This is a genomic window from Gilliamella sp. B3464 (assembly GCF_026536145.1).
Classification (GTDB): domain Bacteria; phylum Pseudomonadota; class Gammaproteobacteria; order Enterobacterales; family Orbaceae; genus Gilliamella.
Genome location: NZ_JAFNOQ010000004.1, coordinates 80,262 through 98,615, shown reverse-complemented (window position 1 = coordinate 98,615; position 18,354 = coordinate 80,262). Strand labels below are relative to the sequence as shown.

Below are 18,354 nucleotides of genomic sequence, written 5' to 3'. Positions count from 1 at the left end.
TTTATAATTAATTGATATTTATTTAATTTTTTTGCTAAAAAAATGTAGTAATTAATAAGATTTATAAAATAATTTATATGACAATATTGATAATAGTTATCATTTTCACTATATTACTACCCTCAATACCGAGACACAGGGAGTGTTAAATGTTAAAAAAAATTATGACAAAAGTAACTGCGTTACTATTCATCTTTGTTTTCAATTGTTTGATTAATTATAGCTTTGCTAATGAAAGAATCGTTATTGCAGGGGCAAGCTTAACTGAAATTGTTTATGCCCTAGGCGCTGGTGAGCAAGTTGTTGGTATTGATAAAACGAGTACCTATCCTGAATCAGTAAAAAATCTACCTCAAATTGGTTATTGGAAATTATTAAATATTGAAGGAATTTTATCTTTACACCCCTCTCTTTTTATCGCATTTAAAGATATAGAACCTGATAATATCTTTGCTCAAGTTGCCAATGCTAAGGTAAGTGTATTGGCGTTAAACCGAATCCCTGGTACTGTTGATTTACTATATGAAAATATTGATAAAATCGCTGATAAATTAAATAAAAAAACCGAAGGACAGCAATTAATCAATAAAATTAAAACCAATCTTTCACAAATCCAAAAAGACATTTCCAATCATCATGAAAAAACAAAAGTGCTTTTCTTAATGAGCATGGCTGGGACCAATTCAGTTGCGGGTAAAAATACAACAGCGGATGCATTAATCACGATTGCTGGCGGTGAAAATTTAGCCACACATGCAAGTTATAAAAGTTATACCCCTGAATCGCTAATTGTGATGAATCCGCAGGTTATTGTTTTTAATACCCACTCTATTGAACAGTTAGGTGGTTTAGACAAAATCAATACTATCCCAGGTATTACAGAAACAGATGCTTACAAAAATCACCGTATAACTGTTGTTGATGATCAATATCTTTTTGGGATAGGACCAAGAGTTGATGAGATTACAAAAATTTTATACCAAAGCTTCTATCCAAAATGAAGTTCATCCTGATTTTTATATAAATTTTAATAATGTTTGACAATAAATTAGAAGCAATTGAAGTGAATCATTTTATTTAATTTACTAAGTCTAAAAGGATTACAATGTTCAATTTTACAAATTTAAAAAAAACCAGCACGTTAGCTTTGGGTCTGACTTTTGCAGTCCCGAGTATTGCCGCTGAAAAACATGATGACGATAAAATTAATGACACGATGACTGTCACCGCGCATGAAGCATTTAAAAAACCGGGCACAAATACTGAAATTTCTGAACAAGATATTAGACGTGATGGCGGAACAAATTTTGGAACAATCATGCGTTATCAACCCCTGATTTCGGCTTCAGGCACTATTTCTGGTTCAGGAAGTGGAAAAAGTAGTTGGGATAGAGGTGGATTTACCGGTTATAACATCCGCGGTTTGGATGCAAACCGCGTATCGATTGATATTGATGGAATGCCTTTACCTATTGCACAAGGGCGCGTAAATTCAGTCGGTCGGGCTGGATTTGGTTCTTATGGTATCGGGCGTGATTATATTGATACTTATATGTACAATAAAGTTGATATTCAATCAGGTGCAACCTCGGTTGGTAATCCTAATAATGCTTTAGGGGGTTCTGTTTCATTCCAAACAAAAACAGCAAGTTACTACTTATACCCAGGTAAAACAAGTTATTTTGGTTTCCAAAATAACTACGATTCAGCAGATCATAGTTATCATCAAGGGCTAACCATGGCAGGTGGTGATGATTATCTTAATGGTATATTAGTTTTGAGTCGTCGTGATGGTCAGCAAACAAGAAATCATGGGGATTCTATTAGCAGTTATCCTGAAAATTGGCACTCTAATTCCATTTTAGCCGGTTTTGGCTGGCAAATGACCGATGAACATTTATTAAATACAACCATCGACTTTAATAGTAAAACAAAAAATTCACATTACGATACATGGGATAGAACAGGTAGCAAGATTGAATCTTTGGATCACCAAAGAAGTAAAAATAATCGCTTCAATTTATCTATCAAAGATCAGTGGCGCCCAACCGACCTTAGCTTGATCGATATATTAACGACCCAATTAAGTTATCAACGTACTAATGTTTATGATGATACTGATTTACGTCATAAAACTAAAGGAAACTTTAATACCCAAACCAACTATAACACTAAGACTTATAACTTTATTACAACATTATTAAAAAATTACGAAAATCAAAAAATTAGTGCGGGTTTAAATGCTAAATGGGGTAAAGACGAATCACCGTTTTATACTTCTGCTAAATCTGAAAATAGTAAAATCTTTCCTGATGGTGACTATACCAAACCTCAAGCCGATAGCCGTTCTTATCAATTAGGTGGATTTGTTGAAGACCGTATTAGCTTTAACTATAACGAAACAAATAACTACTATTTGGTTCCGGGCATTAGAGCGATATATCAAAACACTAAACCGCGTAATTTGGATAATATGTCTGTAACGGGTATCAACTCATCTAATTTGAGCAAACAGTACAGTGATAATAGCGATTTCCAAATTTTACCATCACTTGCATTGATGTACGATATTAATCCTGATTTTACTGCCTACTTACAATATAAACGTAGTGCGCAAATGCCGAATCAAAATCAATTATACGGTTCTTATTTAGCTCATAGTAAGATGTATGTTTTAGTTGGTGACTCTAACCTAAAAACCGAAACAAGTAATAACTTTGAATTAGGTTTAAAAGGACATCCGGTTTCAGGAATAACGTTATCATCAGCCGTATTCTATAATCGCTATAAAAACTTCATTGCCTATACTCGATATAAAAAAGATTTTGTCGGCACGGGTAATCGTATCGTTTATCAATCTGAAAACCGCGATAAAGCTTATATTTATGGTGCCGAACTAAGCAGTGAATTTAATTTTGGCACATGGTCTAATGCGGTAAATGGTTTAAGTGCTAGATTCGCAATCGGCTATAACCAAGGTAAATCAAAATCCAATTACTTAGGCGATAAAAATGTCGAAATGGACTCTGTTGCGCCATTAAAAAGCGTTATAGGTCTAGCTTGGGATGATCCAAATAAATTTTATGGGGTTGCCATTACAACAACGCTGCAAAAAGGGAAAAAAGCGGAATCGACTAATCGCGAATCGTATGGAAATGATGGTAAACCGATCACTGACTCAAAAGATGAGTATTTTAGAGTACCAGGACATGGAATTATCGATCTTACCGGTTATGTCAACATTAGCAAGAATGTTAAATTAAGCGGGGGTATTTACAATCTTACCAATCAAAAATATTGGGATTATTTGAGTAATAATAAGCTATATAGCACCTCTGATCATAAATATCTTGATATGTTTACAGCACCAGGGCGAACCTTCCAATTAGGTTTAGACATTGATTTTTAATCCCAACAACAGTTAGTATCAAAGTTAGGTTAAACCTGACTTTGATTACTTTTACAGTAATAAATTTAAAATTATGCACAATGCGAATGTATAAAAACTGAAAATTATATGATTTACAAATATCGATAAAAATAGTTAATGGCACAAAATAGTCTATAACGTATCGATTCAAACAATTATGTAGATTTTTCATTCTATGTGCTAAAAAATAGACCACACAACAGATTTTACACATAGAAGATAGACTTTTTATTATTATGAAGGCTAAGTAACAGCAAAATAAGAAGCGAATTAACTAACAGACGTTTGAGAGAAGAGTCATTATAAAACTATTTAATTGCAGCTAAAATGATTGGTTATAAAGGTTATATAAACATTTAATCCTTGCTAAAAGTTAGCTAAAAATACGTATAAATTGCTCAATCAAGTAAGCATTACTCATATTCCATCTTATAGTATCGATAATAAGAAAGTTTATTTAAAAAAATAAAAAACGATATAAGTGATTAATATTCAAATAAAATTATCTCTATCCTTTTATATTGTTAATAACGAATTTAAATTTATTTTGCTAAAAAAATAAACAATTCTTACTAACTTCGAATTCCTGTGTTAATATTGTCGCGATGCAATACCTTTATATAACCTATAGATAATTGTAACATACAAGTGGAGTTCATTTATATGAATATGAATAATATAAAGCTTTCTTCTATGATGTTTCTTGAGTGGTTTATTTGGGGCGCGTGGTTTGTGCCTGTTTCACAATTTTTGATTAAAAATGGTTTTTCTCCTGCGCAAATTAGTCTGTGTTATGCGACGACTTCAATTGCAGCAGTAATTTCTCCAATCATTATTGGTTCGATTACAGATCGTTATTTTGCAGCACAAAAAGTATTAGCTGTATTATGCCTAGTCGGGGCACTTTTGATGTACCTTGCAGCACAGCAAACAACTTTCAATTTATTTTTTCCTATATTACTCTTATACGCTTTAACCTATATGCCAACAGTGGCTTTAACTAATACCATTGCTTTATCAAATGTCAGTGATGCAGAACGTTATTTTCCACGTATTCGAGTATTAGGTACAATTGGCTGGATAGCATCTGGCGTTGTGTGTGGTTTTCTACCAACACTGCTAGGCTTTGGTGATATCTCGAAAAGTAATATTCCGCTTATCATCACAGCTATAAGCTCTGCCGTATTAGGACTATTTGCATTTATGTTACCTAATACGCCACCAAAAAGTACAGGCAAAATTAGCTTAAGAGTAATTTTAGGCTTAGATGCTATTATTTTATTAAAAGATAAAGAATTTAGAAACTTTACATTATGTTCATTTTTATTCTGTATTCCACTCGCTTTTTATTACCCATTTTCAAACAGTTACCTTACCGAAATGGGCATGACAAATGCAACTGGATGGCTATCCCTTGGTCAAGTTTCTGAAATTCTATTTATGCTTTGTCTTCCTCTCTTTATCAAACGATTTGGTATAAAAAATGTATTAATGCTTGGGTTAATTACCGCCGCTATACGTTATGGAATATTCGTCTATGGCTCTGTGGATAATCTGTTTATTTATAGTTTGTTAATTATTGGTATTTTACTACATGGTGTTAGTTATGATTTCTATTTTGTTACCGGCTATGTCTATGTTGATAAAAAAGCCCCACCACACGTTCGAGCCTCTGCTCAGGGATTATTTTCACTGTTCTGCCTAGGTTTAGGAAATTTAGTTGGTTATAACTTATGTGGAACAATGATGGAATACTTTTTTCAAAATGAAACACCTGAAAATGGTTTAACTTACAATTGGGCTGGCATGTGGGGCTCTGGTGCATTAATGATTGTGGTCATTGCAGTAATATTTCTACTATTTTTCAGAGAAAAACGTGAAATCGAACCAATTAAAGTTGATCAATTGCAATAACATTGATCTCGAATTTATGCTGGTCATTAATCACTTTGCGAGTAATTTACAGAATTAAATAGAGGATATTATGTCTATCTCTAAGGAAAATAAAATATTAGGTACGTTTTATGGACAAGCCATTGGCGATGCAATGGGAATGCCATCTGAACTGTGGCCAAGAACAAAAGTACAGTCCTATTTTGGATGGATAGATACTTTTTTACCAGGTCCGAAAGAAAATAATGCAGCCTGTTATTTCAATCAAGCTGAATTTACTGATGATACTTCAATGGCACTCGCGCTTGCAGATGCCATTATTGAGTGTAATGGCCAAATTGAGCCAAACACTATTGCCAATAATATAATGAAGTGGGCACAAAATTTCGATGCTTTTAACAAAAATGTCTTAGGACCAACTTCAAAAATTGCACTTAATCAAATTTCGCAAGGCAAATCAATTGATTCATTAGAAAATAATGGAACAACAAATGGGGCGGCAATGCGTGTATCGCCACTAGGTTGTTTGTTACCGGCAGATAATTTAGATGATTTCATCGAACAAATTACGCTTGCTTCAAGCCCAACACATAAGTCAGATATAGCCATTGCTGGCGCAGTCACCATCGCATGGGCTATATCTAAAGCAATAGATCATTGTAGTTGGCAACAAATTAAATTAGGTTTAGCAACGATTGCTGATATTGCTCAAACACGAAAAATAACCACGTTTAGCCCTTCAATATCAAAACGAATTGAGCTGGCACTTAATCTGGCTGAAAAGCCAGGAGGCGTTCAGTCTAAGCTGTCCGATATTTATAATATTGTCGGTGCTGGCACCAGTACACTTGAAGCCGTTCCCGCTGCATTAGCAATAGTTGAAATTGCAAAAACCGATCCTAATCAATCAGCCATACTTTGTGCAAACCTTGGTGGTGATACAGATACTATTGGTGCAATGGCGACCGCAATTTGTGGTGCACTAAATGGAGTTGAGAGTATCAATCCATTATGGATAAAACAACTTAATGAAGCTAATCAATTAGATTTTACACACTATAGCAAAGAGTTTTATCGTTTAAGACGGATAAAGGAGTCAGCTAATGGTCAACCAACAGCTCATTAGGCAAATTGAGTGTTTAACAACTAAACGGCAAATTTGTCTTATTGGCGCTGCCGTTATTGACTTAGTGATGCAAACTCCTTTTATTCCCAGCTCAGGTGGTGAAGTTTTGTTATCACAGCAAGAAAAACATATAGGAGGATGTGCCTTTAATATTGCATTAATGCTAAAACAATTAGGTATGCAATCATACAATGCGCTACCTATTGGAACGGGTATTTGGGCAACACAAATTAGCCAATTAATGCAACATCATCAGATTGTATCAGAGTTTACTCATCTTGAAGAGGATAATGGCTGGTGTTTGGCGCTGGTTGACCCCACAGGTGAGAGAACTTTTTTTACTATTGAAGGTATTGAAAGTACTTGGAATAAACAATTACTTGCTAATCTTCATATAGAAAAAAACGCAATAATTTATTTATGTGGTTACCAATTATCGAGTAAAACAGGATCCGAAATTCTCGATTGGGTAGAATCTCTTTCTCAACCTTTTGACCTTTTTATTGATTTTGGTCCAAGAATATCAACGTTAAATTCCGAAATTTTTGATCGGTTATTCGCTTTAAAACCCATTATATCGGTCAATCGACAAGAGGCTGAATTTCTTGGTCTTGACAGTAAATCTAGCAATTTTAAAGATGCTGTACAAAACTTTGCCCATAATTGGTTTACCAAGCATCATACACCAATCATTATTCGATTAGATTACGAAGGTGCCTACGTTTATCAAAAAGGAGAACAAAAGTGGGTGGATATATTTCCAGTCACAGTAATCGATACAATTGGTGCAGGAGATAATCATGCAGGAGGAGTGCTTGCTGCTTTATCAGCTGGTTGGTCTTTATCCGATGCAGTTACGTTAGGCAATGCAGTTGCATCTTACACTGTTGGTCAAAAAGGTGCGGACTGTTCACCAACCAAGCAACAACTTATTAAACATATAAAACAAGAATAAGTGAACCGTTTTTAAACAAATTTTTTATTCATTCGTTACTAGACATAACAATCGCAAAAAGACAATCGGGGGACTTATTCCCCCTTTTTCAATGCGCCAATTTGACTATAATCTAATTTTTTACTCGATAATAAGATAAACACAGTTAAATCTAATCAATCCAATATGCTTACTCTTCTGTTGTAAAGACATATAAATCACTTCGGCAGTGACAAATGCTATATTCAATAGGAATGTAATTTTCATCAAAAACCTGCTGTTTGATAATCAATACAGGTTCAGACTTTTCCACTGACATCACTTGCATAAACTCTTCATTCGGTGCACTAGCACATACCCAGTTTTTAACATGCATCGGAATAATGTTATGTGTCTGGAAAAAGGTATATAAAGATGTTTGTACATCATCAATATTATCAATAAGTGCTTTAGGAACATAGGATTGTTCAATCGATACAGGATAGTCATCAATATAACGAATACGTTTTAGAATAAAAACATCTTCATTTAAGTCAACACCAAGATACCTTGCTATTTCTGGACTGACATTACTTAATTGTTTATTAACCCAAATTGTGTTTGGTTTCTGACCTAATATTTGAATTTGTTCAGAAAAACCTTTTAGACTTTTGAGTGAATATTCGAATGAACCATTCACATAGGTACCATAGCCTCGTGCACGAATAATAAATCCGTTATTTTCTAATATTTCTAGAGCCTTACGTATAGTAATTCTAGAAATATTGAGTTGTTGAGTAAACTCCCTTTCACTCGGTAAAAAATCACCTTTCTTCAATGTTCCTGAAGTAATTAGCTTAACAATTATTTCAACAATTTGTTGATATAAAGGTAATTTAATACTTTTATCTAATAGTCGATTTAAGTTAGAGATTAAATTATTGCTCATTATTTCCTCATTACTAATGATACGCTTTTATTAAGACTATTTGGTTTTCTTTACGATCACGTATAATTATTAACTAAACATAAAATATGTTTAAAAATCAAGGGATCAATAGCTATCTATGAAATAAATAAAACCTAGCTTTACCATTATTTGGATGATAATGATTAACTTAAGATGCTTTATTAAGTTATTTTCAAGTAAATTATTTATAGTTAATAATGATATAGCAAAATTCTAATGCACTAGAGTGAACAAAAAATAAAGAATTTATAAATAGCTAAATGCTTTTGTTAGTTTACTCAAAACAATTAAAACACGTTGTAAATCGATACCATTTATGAAATCAACAATATTAAAAATTTGAGGCGTATATCATTAAGTTGTTCCATCAAATTTAAAAATATTTTTTTACTTTGCGAAATCAAGATTTACTTTATGCACTAGAATGGTAAAAATACGAAACTATTTACCTAGATTCTAATTAGATGCAATAACGCTTTATTCAAAGTATAGATCACAGAAAACCAACTTTTAAACTAGTACGAGACAACTATTTATTATCAAGAATTCTTATGGCGTCCCCTACAGGATTCGAACCTGTGACCTACGGCTTAGAAGGCCGTTGCTCTATCCAGCTGAGCTAAGGAGACAATGATATGTTTTGTAGAAAAGACGCTGAACATTATATAAAGCTATTTTGATCCGTCAATGATTTTTAATGCTTTATCTAGTTAGGTTGACAAAATATCATCAATTCTTCCATTTCTTGAACGTTATCAGTCATAATTCATGGTTTATAATAAAATCATATTATAAAATATAATTTAAAAATATCTATTGTAAAAACAAGCTAACTTATTCTTATTTTATTGGACATAAATGACCCAATAACCCGTAATAACTTTCTCAAAGATTATAATAATAATTTATTCGTTTTACTAACTGGTTTTATTAAAAATTGTAAATTAGTCTACAGTGGGTAGCGCCCCAGACAAAGTTAGCATGTAGGACTACCATAGTTAACCCCAAAAAGCATTAAACGAGTTTATTTACAAACCATTAAATGAATTAGCTTTTATATTTTGGATAATATTCAGGGTTATTGTTTGGCGTTAGCAATTTGAGCTTTGAGCATAGCTAATCTACTTTGCCCTTGTTGCATTTTTTTTTCGGGAGATAATTCAGTTGATTGATCTTGCCATGCTAAATCATCTTGAGGTAACTCTAATAAAAATCGACTTGGTTCAACATACATTGTTTCCCCAAATTGTTTGCGTTGGCGACTAAATGAAAACGTTAATTCTCGTTGAGCACGCGTAATTCCAACATAAGCTAAACGGCGCTCTTCTTCAATATTGTCTTCATCAATACTGGTTTGATGCGGTAATAGTCCTTCAGACATACCAACAAGGTAGACATAGGGAAATTCTAACCCTTTAGATGCATGTAACGTCATCAACTGAACTTGATCTAACTCTTCTTCCGATTCATTACGTTCTAACATATCTCGCAAAGTAAACCTAGCTACAGCTTGCTCAAGCGTCATTCCTTCATCAAGATCATCACCTTGCAGCATATCATTTAACCAGCTCACTAACTGCTCTACATTACGCATCCGCATTTGCCCTGCGGTTGGTGAAGCTGATGTTTCATAGATCCAGCTTTCATAATGAATACCATGTATGAGTTCATGAATAGCATTCATAGGTTCACTATGTGATTGCTGAATTAGTGTGTCAAACCATTGAATAAATAATTTTAAAGACTCCATTCGTTTACCGGATAACACTTCTGTTAGCCCCATATCATGACTTGCTTGAAATAAACTAACACCGCGATGATTTGCCCATTCCCCAAGTTTTTGTATCGTCGCTGGACCAATTTCTCTTTTTGGTGTATTGATAATGCGAATAAAAGCATTATCGTCATCCGGATTAGTAAGTAAACGTAAATAAGCCATTAGGTCTTTAATTTCAATACGAGAAAAAAACGAAGTACCACCTGATATACGATAAGGTATTCGATACTGCATTAGCATCTTTTCAATTAAACGCGCTTGATGATTACCTCGATATAAAATGGCATATTGACCATATTGGCTATTATTAGCAAAGCGATGAGCAATCAAATCATTAACCACTTTTTCAGATTCGTGCTCTTCACTATCTGCCGAAATCACTCTTAATACTTCACCGTAACCATGTTCCGAAAACAGTTTTTTTTCAAAAATATGAGGATTATTTTCAATTAAAATATTAGCCACTTTTAATATACGTCCTGAAGAGCGATAATTTTGCTCTAACTTAATCACGGCTAATTGAGGAAAATCTTGCTTAAGTAACACTAAATTTTGTGGACGAGCACCTCGCCAAGAATATATCGATTGGTCATCATCCCCAACAACCGTAAATTTAGCTCGGTTACCCACTAATAATTTGATAAATTCATACTGACTAGTATTAGTATCTTGATACTCATCAACCAGTAAATAGCGTACACGATTTTGCCATTTTTCCCGCACTTCTTGATTGTTTTTTAATAATAAAGTAGGAAGCAAAATAAGATCATCAAAATCCAAAATACTACATGCTTTTAATTGTTTTTCATAAAGTTGATAACAATGGGCAAATAACTTTTCTTTGTTAGTTTGAGCTCTTGCCATAGCGACAGTTGCATCAATAATATCATTTTTCCAATTCGAAATGGTTGATCGCAATTGGTTAATTAAATCTTTATCACCTTCTAACCATTGCTGAGTCAGTTCTTTTAGTAAGGCAATTTGATCATGATCATCAAATAATGAAAAATTAGCTTTAATACCGAGATGGTGATACTCTCGACGCACAATATCAAGACCTAAAGTATGAAAGGTCGAAATTTTTAATCCCCGCGTCTCTTTTTTAGTCAAAGACAAAGCAATCCGCTCTTTCATTTCTCGCGCAGCTTTGTTGGTAAACGTTACCGCAACAATATGACGAGGTAAATACTCTTTAACGCGTATTAAATACGCGATTTTATTAATAATAACACGAGTTTTGCCAGAACCAGCCCCAGCTAAAACTAAGCAAGGTCCGGATACATATTCAACCGCTTGTTGTTGACTTGAATTTAAACGCACTGATTTTGACCATTAGAAAAATTGGCATTTAGTATATACTGTTTTTATAACTCGATACAAATACCGATAATTAAGCTTTTTTTAATGTTTTTTATTCAAAAATTAATGAATAAAGGCCAACGCCTGTTCAACGACTTCAATCCCCGCGCCTTTTTTATGAGCATTTTCACTGAGATAACGACGCCACTGTTTAGCACCTTTGCGACCATTAAAAATACCTAGGGTGTGACGCATGATATGATTTAATTGTGCGCCTTGGGTCAATTGCTGTTCGATATAAGGGTATAAAGCTTTTATAGCTGATATAGCATCAATACTGGGTTTATCGATACCAAAAATTTGGGCATCAATTTTAGTCAGTAACAAAGGATTTTGGTAAGCTTCCCGGCCAACCATCACTCCATCAACAAATTGTAAATGATGTTTGATCTCATCAATTGTTTTTACGCCACCATTTAGCGCAATAGTTAGTTGTGGATAGTCGCACTTTAATTGATAAACACGAGCATAATCTAATGGAGGGACTTCACGATTTTCTTTTGGACTAAGCCCCGATAACCATGCTTTGCGAGCATGAACAATAAAGGTATTAGTAAAAGGTAAAAGTGTATCAATGAATTGGCGTAAAAAATCATAACTATCTAAATGATCAATACCAATTCTTGTTTTGACCGTAACGGGAATATCAACATGATCTTGCATCGCCGATACACATCTTGCCACTAAATCAGCCTTGCCCATCAAGCAAGCGCCAAACATACCATTTTGCACACGGTCAGAAGGACAACCAACATTAAGATTAATTTCGTTATAGCCTCGTTGCTCAGCTAATTTAGCACACTTTGCAAGTGCAACAGGATCACTGCCACCTAATTGAAGGCATAAAGGATGTTCAGCTAAATTAAAATCTAAATAATCACCCTTACCAAATAAAATCGCGCCCGTTGTTACCATTTCGGTATACAACAATGTTTGCTTAGTTAATATGCGATGAAAATAACGGCAGTGCTTATCGGTCCAATCAAGCATAGGAGCTACCGAAAAGCGGTTTAGACAAAAATTAGCCAAAAAAACCTCGACATGAATATAAAAGTTGATATTCTATCTACCACTTTTAAATAGTGCAATAATATAAGGAATGAACATGGATATAAATGAAACAAATAAAATTTCATTTCAATTAACAGAAGTATTAAAAAAACACATGAATTTTATTGCAGGAATACAACAAGTTTTTGGCGTAATTATGATCATTACTGGCGCGTTAACCTGTTTAGGTATTATCACTGCTATAATAGGTATTCCAGAAATTATCGCTGGCGTTAAACTGTTTAAATCAGGCAGCGCAATTAAATTAACAACCTATGGAAAAAAAGAGCAAGATATGGTGGCTTCGCTTGAAAATTTATATGGTTTTTGGAAGTACTCACTGATAACCTTTATTATTTCTATCGTATTTACAGTGATATATTTGGTAATGATAGTCAGTTATCTTAGTTCAAATATGTATTACTAGTGACTCGCCATATTTTATTAAAAATAAACATTGAAATTTTTAGGATAAATACTCACCTCGCTATTTAGCGAGGGGAAGTATTTATTGAGAGTCAGATTCTGATTTCGCTTCTGCACTACTTTGCTCATCATCTGATTTAATATCAATAGGATCGGATATCTGTTGTTGATTCATTTCTTCTAACGATTTAGAACCTTCTAACTCTGTCGCTTTAATATCCGTGACAATACCCATTTCGTTAAAGTAAACAGTGTAATTTCTTTGGCTTACTTGACCATGCTGTGGTTGTTGTCGAAATACATAATACCAAACATTATCACCAAAAATAGAGGTTAACATTGGTGATCCCATGATAAATACAACCTGATCTTTAGTTTGACCTGTTTTTAATAGTTCAATTGCCTCTGGTGTTACATAATTACCTTGATTGATATCTGGTCGGTAAACCCAACGATCAACGACCGAACAACCAGTTAATAACACACTAGTTACAATGACAAGCGAGGTAAATTTACGAAACTGCATCTACACTTAATCCATTTTAGAAATTTAATAATGACTATTATCGCTGATATTTTGGCTAAGTGCTAGCCAAATTAACAAATTCTTTGTTATTAAGTGATGAAATGGTCATTATTTACGACTAAAACAAATTACTTCTTGACTTTTATGCGCGTATCTACAAACTTATAAACTTCTTTATAAACCTTATCTACTCATCATTAAAGGTCAAAAATGAAATTAGAAACTATCGAACAAAAAGCCAGCTATGCAATTGGCTTACAAATTGGACAACAATTAAAAGAGTCAGGATTAAAAAATTTAGAACTTAATGCGTTAAAATTGGCGATGGAAGATGTGCTATCTGGTAATCAACCCGCATTACCATTGCAAGAACTACATGATGCGCTTCGTCAAATTCATGAACAAGCCACTCAAGAAAAGGCTAAACAAGCAGAAAAGATTGCACAAGCAGGTAAAGAATTTCTGGCACAAAATCTAAAAAAAGAAGGTATAAAGTCGACTGAATCAGGTTTACAGTATCAAATTATTACCGAAGGTAATGGCGCTTTACCTAAAGCAACCGATCGCGTACAAGTACATTACACAGGACAATTAATTGATGGAACTGTGTTTGATAGTTCAGTTGAACGTGGACAACCTGCTGAATTCCCAGTTAATGGCGTGATTCCTGGCTGGGTTGAAGCATTACAATTAATGCCAGAAGGTTCAAAATGGCGATTATACATTCCACAAGAGTTAGCTTATGGCGCACATGGTGCAGGTGCATCAATTCCACCGTATAGTGCACTTATTTTTGATGTCGAGTTATTAAAAGTATTATAAAAAACATGGACGCTTGCTCGCGTCCATTTTTACTTATCAATCTGTCCGATCTATTTTAAGTTTTTAGGTAGAAAATAGGAACTTAATGCAGCCATAAGTAATAAGATGCTCGCTGCACCAAAAGCGACTAGATGAGTATGTAAATTATCATATGCCCAACCACCCAACCATGAACCTATCATGGCACCGATTTGATGACCTAAGTAAGTTAATCCAGAAAGTAATCCCACAATTTTTACACCATAAATATCGGCAGTTATTGCGCCCGATGTAGATAATGCGCCCGCCCAAACTAATCCACCAACAGCCGCGACAGTAAAAAGCTGCCATTTGGTCGATGCTAATACCAACGCAATAAAACCGATTGCGCGAACCAAATAAACAAGCATCAAAATGTTTTTACGTTGCACAATATCAGATATATAACCCAGCACTAAAGTACTAAAAATGGCAACTAAACCTATCAAGCCAATTCCTGTAGAACTGGTTACCGAATCAAACCCATGATCAACCAACATTGGGACGCCATGCGTACCTAATAAATTCATACTAAATCCACAAGTAAAAAGCCCAAAACTAAGTTGCCAAAAAGGACGTGTTTTTAAGACATCAATAAGTTTGATATCAACCGGTTGAGTTTGCACTGCCGCTTGTTCTCTCTGGTCGATAGCGGCGTGATTATCTTTCATAATAAACAGTGCAATGGGCATAGCTAGAATCGTAAAAAATACTGAAAACGCCACTAATGTATTTTGCCAACCATATAACGGAATAAAAAAGGCAAATACAGGTAGCATCACGGCAATGCCCGCCATACTGCCTGTTGATACAATAAATAGTGCAAACCCTCTTCGCTTATGAAACCATTTCGCCACAATAGGCGTAAAACTGACCGCACCAACAAATGAAGTACCAAATGACAAAGCAATACCAAACGAAAAAAGAAAGTTCCAATAATCACGAGACATTGCTGACCATATTGTTGATAGAATAATCATCACCGTACCAAGTAACAACACAAAGCGCGTACCATATTTCCCCACTAAGTAGCCGGCTATCGGCATGGCAATACCCGAAAACAACATACCAATAGCAATAATGCCTGAAAGGATACTACGACTAAAACCCAGATCATTTGCGATAGGTAGAAAAAACACCCCCATACTCATTCTCAGTCCACTTGATAGCAGCGTTAAAAGTGCAGCTGCAATAACTATGTTCCAGCCAAAATACCATGGACATCTCATCATTGCCTCCTATCACGTTTTCTTAAAAACAACTTTAAAAAGTATATAATTTTGAATTATGTATAACTTTTTTATTTTCCGCTATAATATTTATTTATCTAAATCTAAAAAAAAGTTAAGGATAGTTATATGTCAACAAATATGATTCGTATTGCAATCGCAGGCGCTGGTGGCAAGATGGGACGACAGCTCATCCAAGCTGTTTCGCAAATTGACGGGGTTACCTTAGGTGCGGCTTTTGAGCGAAAGGGCTCTTCATTGGTTGGTAGTGATGCGGGAGAGCTTGCAGGAATCGGGGGTTGTAACATAAAAGTCACCGACAATTTAGAACAAGCGAAAGACAAATTTGATGTATTAATTGATTTTACGCGTCCTGAAGGTACTTTATCCCACTTAGCTTTTTGTGTAGCACACAGTAAAATGATGATAATTGGTACCACTGGATTTGATGAAGCGGGTAAACAAGCCATTGCCGATGCAGCAAAAAAAATCGCTATTGTATTTGCCGCTAATTTTAGTGTTGGTGTTAACCTTGTTTTAAAATTACTGGAAAAAGCCACTAAAATTATGGGCGATTATACCGATATCGAAATCATTGAAGCACATCATCGTCACAAAGTTGATGCACCATCTGGTACAGCACTTGCCATGGGTGAAGCAATTGCTGATGCACTAGGTTGTCATTTGAAAGATCGCGCTGTTTATTGTCGTGAAGGTCATACTGGTGAACGGCCTAAAGGTGCTATTGGTTTTGCTACTATTCGCGCAGGTGATATCGTTGGCGAACACACAGCTATTTTTGCCGACATTGGTGAACGCGTTGAAATAAGCCACAAAGCTTCTAGCCGTATGACTTTTGCTAACGGTGCGGTGCGTGCTGCATTATGGCTTGCTAAACAGCCTGTCGGTTTATATGACATGCGGGATGTATTAAATTTGAATGATTTGTAATTGTATTGCTATGTCTGATGAATATTGGATGCAACATGCATTAATGCTTGCCAAACGCGCCGAATCTATTGGAGAAATCCCCGTCGGCGCAGTAATCATTGATGAAAATAATCAAATAATTGGCGAAGGCTTTAATCATTCCATTATTAAAAATAATCCGACTGCGCATGCTGAAATTATGGCAATAGAGCAAGCAGGACTTTTATTAAATAACTATCGTTTAATTAATACCACCCTTTATGTCACCTTGGAACCCTGTATTATGTGTGCAGGCGCCATCATTCATAGTCGTATAAAACGTGTCGTATATGGGGCAAATGATTTAAAAACGGGTGCGGCGGGATCGTTTATTGATATCCTCAATTATCAAGGTCTTAATCACTACGCCGAAGTCACAGGCGGAGTTTTAATGGATGAATGTAGTGCAATATTGAGCAATTTTTTTAAAAAACGACGCTTACAGAAAAAATTATTAAAGCAATCACGTCAAAATAATGCTGAACAAGGATAGATATTGTTGTTAGTTGAATAAATAGATTTTGCTAAACTTAAAAAAGTGCAAAAAATAAAAAAATATTAATCGATTTGCATCAAAATGGAATCAAATTTTGCCGATTTGAGTTTTATTGATACTAAGCAAATTAACGTTATTGCGTACTATCCAAAAAATTTTTAATATACTCAGCCTACAAAGCAATTATCCTCACTCATATGATTAATTGAGTGAGTAGTTGGTCAAATCACTATTATTTCAATTTTTTACAAAGTTTTTAAAGGGTTTAAAGTAAATCTTTTTACCCGAACAGATAAAATACCCATACAAGATTCTCACAATATGCAATAGCCAAAATTGCACAGTAGCAAAAATATAAAGCTTCGGTTTATTATCATTAAATGAAAATATCTAATCCTCATATCAGCTAATCTTATATTTATTCTAAACTTTCAATAAAAAATGTGGTTAGTTGTTCTTTTTATCGAGGAATATTGTTAGAATCTAAAACGATATTTTTAGAAAATTAATTCGAGCACTATTCATGAAAAAGCATACCTTAGAAATGATGATATCTGCACAAGATATCCAAAAACGCGTTTTTGAACTTGGACAACAAATCAGTAAAGACTATCAAAATAGCCAAAATGAACTCATTTTAGTCGGTCTTTTGCGGGGATCATTCATCTTTATGGCGGATCTAAGTCGTGCCATCACTGTTGGACACGAAGTTGATTTTATGACAGCATCAAGTTACGGCAATGCTGTAGTAAGTAACCGAGATGTTAAGATATTAAAAGACCTTGATGAGGATATACGTGATAAAGATGTTTTAATTGTTGAAGATATTATTGATACAGGCAATACCTTAAGTAAAGTTATGGCAATATTAAAATTGCGTCATCCCCGCAGTATTGAAATTTGTACTTTGCTTGATAAACCTTCTCGTCGTGAAGTATCGGTGCCGGTTAAATATATTGGATTTTCTATACCTGATGAGTTTGTCGTTGGTTATGGTATAGATTATGCACAGCATTATCGCCATTTACCTTATATTGGGCAGGTCACGTTAATTGAATCTTAATCAATAGTTTATTAACATCAATAATGGGTAGAGCTAAAATATGTCCCAAACTAGCTTACATTTTCAATCGATAAATTAAGATAGTCCCATAATTTGAGTTGACCGGCATGAACCAGCAAGCTCACTGGAGATCAAATATTGCCGGTTATCAATTTCATCAAGTATTGATCAATTTTATTAAGATCATCACCTCACATCATTATTATTGGCAATTTAAAAAACCGATTTCTCTTTGCAACAGATAATAAGGCTTATACTAACAACCTTATTACATTTTATATTGAAAA

Annotated in this window: 15 protein-coding genes and 1 tRNA gene; 10 read left to right on the top strand and 6 right to left on the bottom strand. The window is 34.4% G+C overall.

Translation table 11 applies throughout. The features are described from left to right. Positions 1-149 precede the first annotated feature (149 nt). The 5 genes from J3U57_RS05775 to J3U57_RS05755 all read left to right on the top strand — a co-directional run bounded on the left by J3U57_RS05775 (position 150) and on the right by J3U57_RS05755 (position 7,404). Positions 150-1,001 (top strand): heme/hemin ABC transporter substrate-binding protein, encoded by an 852-nt coding sequence (locus J3U57_RS05775; protein ID WP_267344354.1) that lies wholly within the window; start codon positions 150-152, stop codon positions 999-1,001. Positions 1,002-1,105: 104 nt separating this feature from the next. Continuing rightward, on the top strand, positions 1,106-3,409 hold the full coding sequence (locus J3U57_RS05770) for a TonB-dependent receptor domain-containing protein (RefSeq protein ID WP_267344355.1): 2,304 nt from the start codon (positions 1,106-1,108) through the stop codon (positions 3,407-3,409). Between the two features lie 684 nt (positions 3,410-4,093). Next, complete coding sequence (locus tag J3U57_RS05765) at positions 4,094-5,344, top strand: nucleoside permease (protein ID WP_267344356.1); 1,251 nt, start codon at positions 4,094-4,096, stop codon at positions 5,342-5,344. Positions 5,345-5,414: 70 nt separating this feature from the next. Next, positions 5,415-6,449: an ADP-ribosylglycohydrolase family protein gene (locus tag J3U57_RS05760; protein ID WP_267344357.1), complete on the top strand. Its 1,035-nt coding sequence runs from the start codon at positions 5,415-5,417 to the stop codon at positions 6,447-6,449. After that, positions 6,427-7,404, top strand: coding sequence for a PfkB family carbohydrate kinase (locus J3U57_RS05755; RefSeq protein ID WP_267344358.1), 978 nt, complete (start codon positions 6,427-6,429; stop codon positions 7,402-7,404). Before J3U57_RS05760 ends, J3U57_RS05755 begins: the two co-directional genes overlap by 23 nt. Positions 7,405-7,573: 169 nt before the next feature. On the opposite strand, the gene J3U57_RS05750 is transcribed toward J3U57_RS05755, so the two are convergent. The 4 genes from J3U57_RS05750 to dusA form a co-directional block, all read right to left on the bottom strand. Then, the gene (locus J3U57_RS05750; protein ID WP_267344360.1) at positions 7,574-8,311 is read right to left on the bottom strand and encodes a GntR family transcriptional regulator; all 738 of its coding nucleotides are present in this window, start codon (positions 8,309-8,311) and stop codon (positions 7,574-7,576) included. A 573-nt stretch (positions 8,312-8,884) separates the two neighbouring features. Next, a tRNA-Arg gene (locus J3U57_RS05745) sits at positions 8,885-8,961 on the bottom strand. 449 nt (positions 8,962-9,410) lie between these two features. Further along, on the bottom strand, positions 9,411-11,429 hold the full coding sequence (rep, locus tag J3U57_RS05740) for a DNA helicase Rep (protein ID WP_267344362.1): 2,019 nt from the start codon (positions 11,427-11,429) through the stop codon (positions 9,411-9,413). Positions 11,430-11,531: 102 nt separating this feature from the next. Then, positions 11,532-12,527, bottom strand: a complete 996-nt coding sequence (gene dusA / locus J3U57_RS05735) for a tRNA dihydrouridine(20/20a) synthase DusA (protein ID WP_416379656.1) — start codon at positions 12,525-12,527, stop codon at positions 11,532-11,534. Between the two features lie 46 nt (positions 12,528-12,573). Here dusA and J3U57_RS05730 point away from each other — a divergent pair, with 46 nt between their 5' ends. Beyond that, the gene (locus tag J3U57_RS05730; protein WP_267332572.1) at positions 12,574-12,945 is read left to right on the top strand and encodes a DUF5362 family protein; all 372 of its coding nucleotides are present in this window, start codon (positions 12,574-12,576) and stop codon (positions 12,943-12,945) included. An 81-nt stretch (positions 12,946-13,026) separates the two neighbouring features. Here the strand turns inward: J3U57_RS05730 and bamE are convergent, their stop codons facing one another. Then, the gene (gene bamE / locus J3U57_RS05725) at positions 13,027-13,470 is read right to left on the bottom strand and encodes an outer membrane protein assembly factor BamE (protein ID WP_267332571.1); all 444 of its coding nucleotides are present in this window, start codon (positions 13,468-13,470) and stop codon (positions 13,027-13,029) included. Positions 13,471-13,680: 210 nt separating this feature from the next. Here bamE and J3U57_RS05720 point away from each other — a divergent pair, with 210 nt between their 5' ends. Further along, positions 13,681-14,292 (top strand): FKBP-type peptidyl-prolyl cis-trans isomerase, encoded by a 612-nt coding sequence (locus tag J3U57_RS05720; protein ID WP_267332570.1) that lies wholly within the window; start codon positions 13,681-13,683, stop codon positions 14,290-14,292. Positions 14,293-14,342: 50 nt separating this feature from the next. On the opposite strand, the gene J3U57_RS05715 is transcribed toward J3U57_RS05720, so the two are convergent. Continuing rightward, a complete protein-coding gene (locus tag J3U57_RS05715) occupies positions 14,343-15,539 on the bottom strand; it encodes an MFS transporter (RefSeq protein WP_267344365.1) in 1,197 nt (398 codons plus the stop codon). Between the two features lie 129 nt (positions 15,540-15,668). Here J3U57_RS05715 and dapB point away from each other — a divergent pair, with 129 nt between their 5' ends. From dapB to hpt, 3 genes are all read left to right on the top strand, one after another. Further along, the gene (gene dapB / locus J3U57_RS05710) at positions 15,669-16,490 is read left to right on the top strand and encodes a 4-hydroxy-tetrahydrodipicolinate reductase (protein WP_267344366.1); all 822 of its coding nucleotides are present in this window, start codon (positions 15,669-15,671) and stop codon (positions 16,488-16,490) included. Between the two features lie 10 nt (positions 16,491-16,500). Further along, positions 16,501-17,001 carry a tRNA adenosine(34) deaminase TadA gene (gene tadA, locus J3U57_RS05705; protein WP_267344367.1) on the top strand — a complete coding sequence of 167 codons (501 nt, stop codon included), beginning with the start codon at positions 16,501-16,503 and terminating at the stop codon, positions 16,999-17,001. A 526-nt stretch (positions 17,002-17,527) separates the two neighbouring features. Beyond that, positions 17,528-18,067 carry a hypoxanthine phosphoribosyltransferase gene (gene hpt / locus J3U57_RS05700; protein ID WP_267332566.1) on the top strand — a complete coding sequence of 180 codons (540 nt, stop codon included), beginning with the start codon at positions 17,528-17,530 and terminating at the stop codon, positions 18,065-18,067. Positions 18,068-18,354: the final 287 nt, after the last annotated feature.

Bases quoted from the DNA above. Each gene is read 5' to 3' on its own strand.
- J3U57_RS05775 (WP_267344354.1), top strand. From the start codon at position 150: ATGTTAAAAAAAATTATGACAAAAGTAACTGCGTTACTATTCATCTTT.
- J3U57_RS05770 (WP_267344355.1), top strand. From the start codon at position 1,106: ATGTTCAATTTTACAAATTTAAAAAAAACCAGCACGTTAGCTTTGGGT.
- J3U57_RS05765 (WP_267344356.1), top strand. From the start codon at position 4,094: ATGAATATGAATAATATAAAGCTTTCTTCTATGATGTTTCTTGAGTGG.
- J3U57_RS05760 (WP_267344357.1), top strand. From the start codon at position 5,415: ATGTCTATCTCTAAGGAAAATAAAATATTAGGTACGTTTTATGGACAA.
- J3U57_RS05755 (WP_267344358.1), top strand. From the start codon at position 6,427: ATGGTCAACCAACAGCTCATTAGGCAAATTGAGTGTTTAACAACTAAA.
- J3U57_RS05750 (WP_267344360.1), bottom strand. From the start codon at position 8,311: ATGAGCAATAATTTAATCTCTAACTTAAATCGACTATTAGATAAAAGT.
- J3U57_RS05730 (WP_267332572.1), top strand. From the start codon at position 12,574: ATGGATATAAATGAAACAAATAAAATTTCATTTCAATTAACAGAAGTA.
- bamE (WP_267332571.1), bottom strand. From the start codon at position 13,470: ATGCAGTTTCGTAAATTTACCTCGCTTGTCATTGTAACTAGTGTGTTA.
- J3U57_RS05720 (WP_267332570.1), top strand. From the start codon at position 13,681: ATGAAATTAGAAACTATCGAACAAAAAGCCAGCTATGCAATTGGCTTA.
- J3U57_RS05715 (WP_267344365.1), bottom strand. From the start codon at position 15,539: ATGAGATGTCCATGGTATTTTGGCTGGAACATAGTTATTGCAGCTGCA.
- dapB (WP_267344366.1), top strand. From the start codon at position 15,669: ATGTCAACAAATATGATTCGTATTGCAATCGCAGGCGCTGGTGGCAAG.
- tadA (WP_267344367.1), top strand. From the start codon at position 16,501: ATGTCTGATGAATATTGGATGCAACATGCATTAATGCTTGCCAAACGC.
- hpt (WP_267332566.1), top strand. From the start codon at position 17,528: ATGAAAAAGCATACCTTAGAAATGATGATATCTGCACAAGATATCCAA.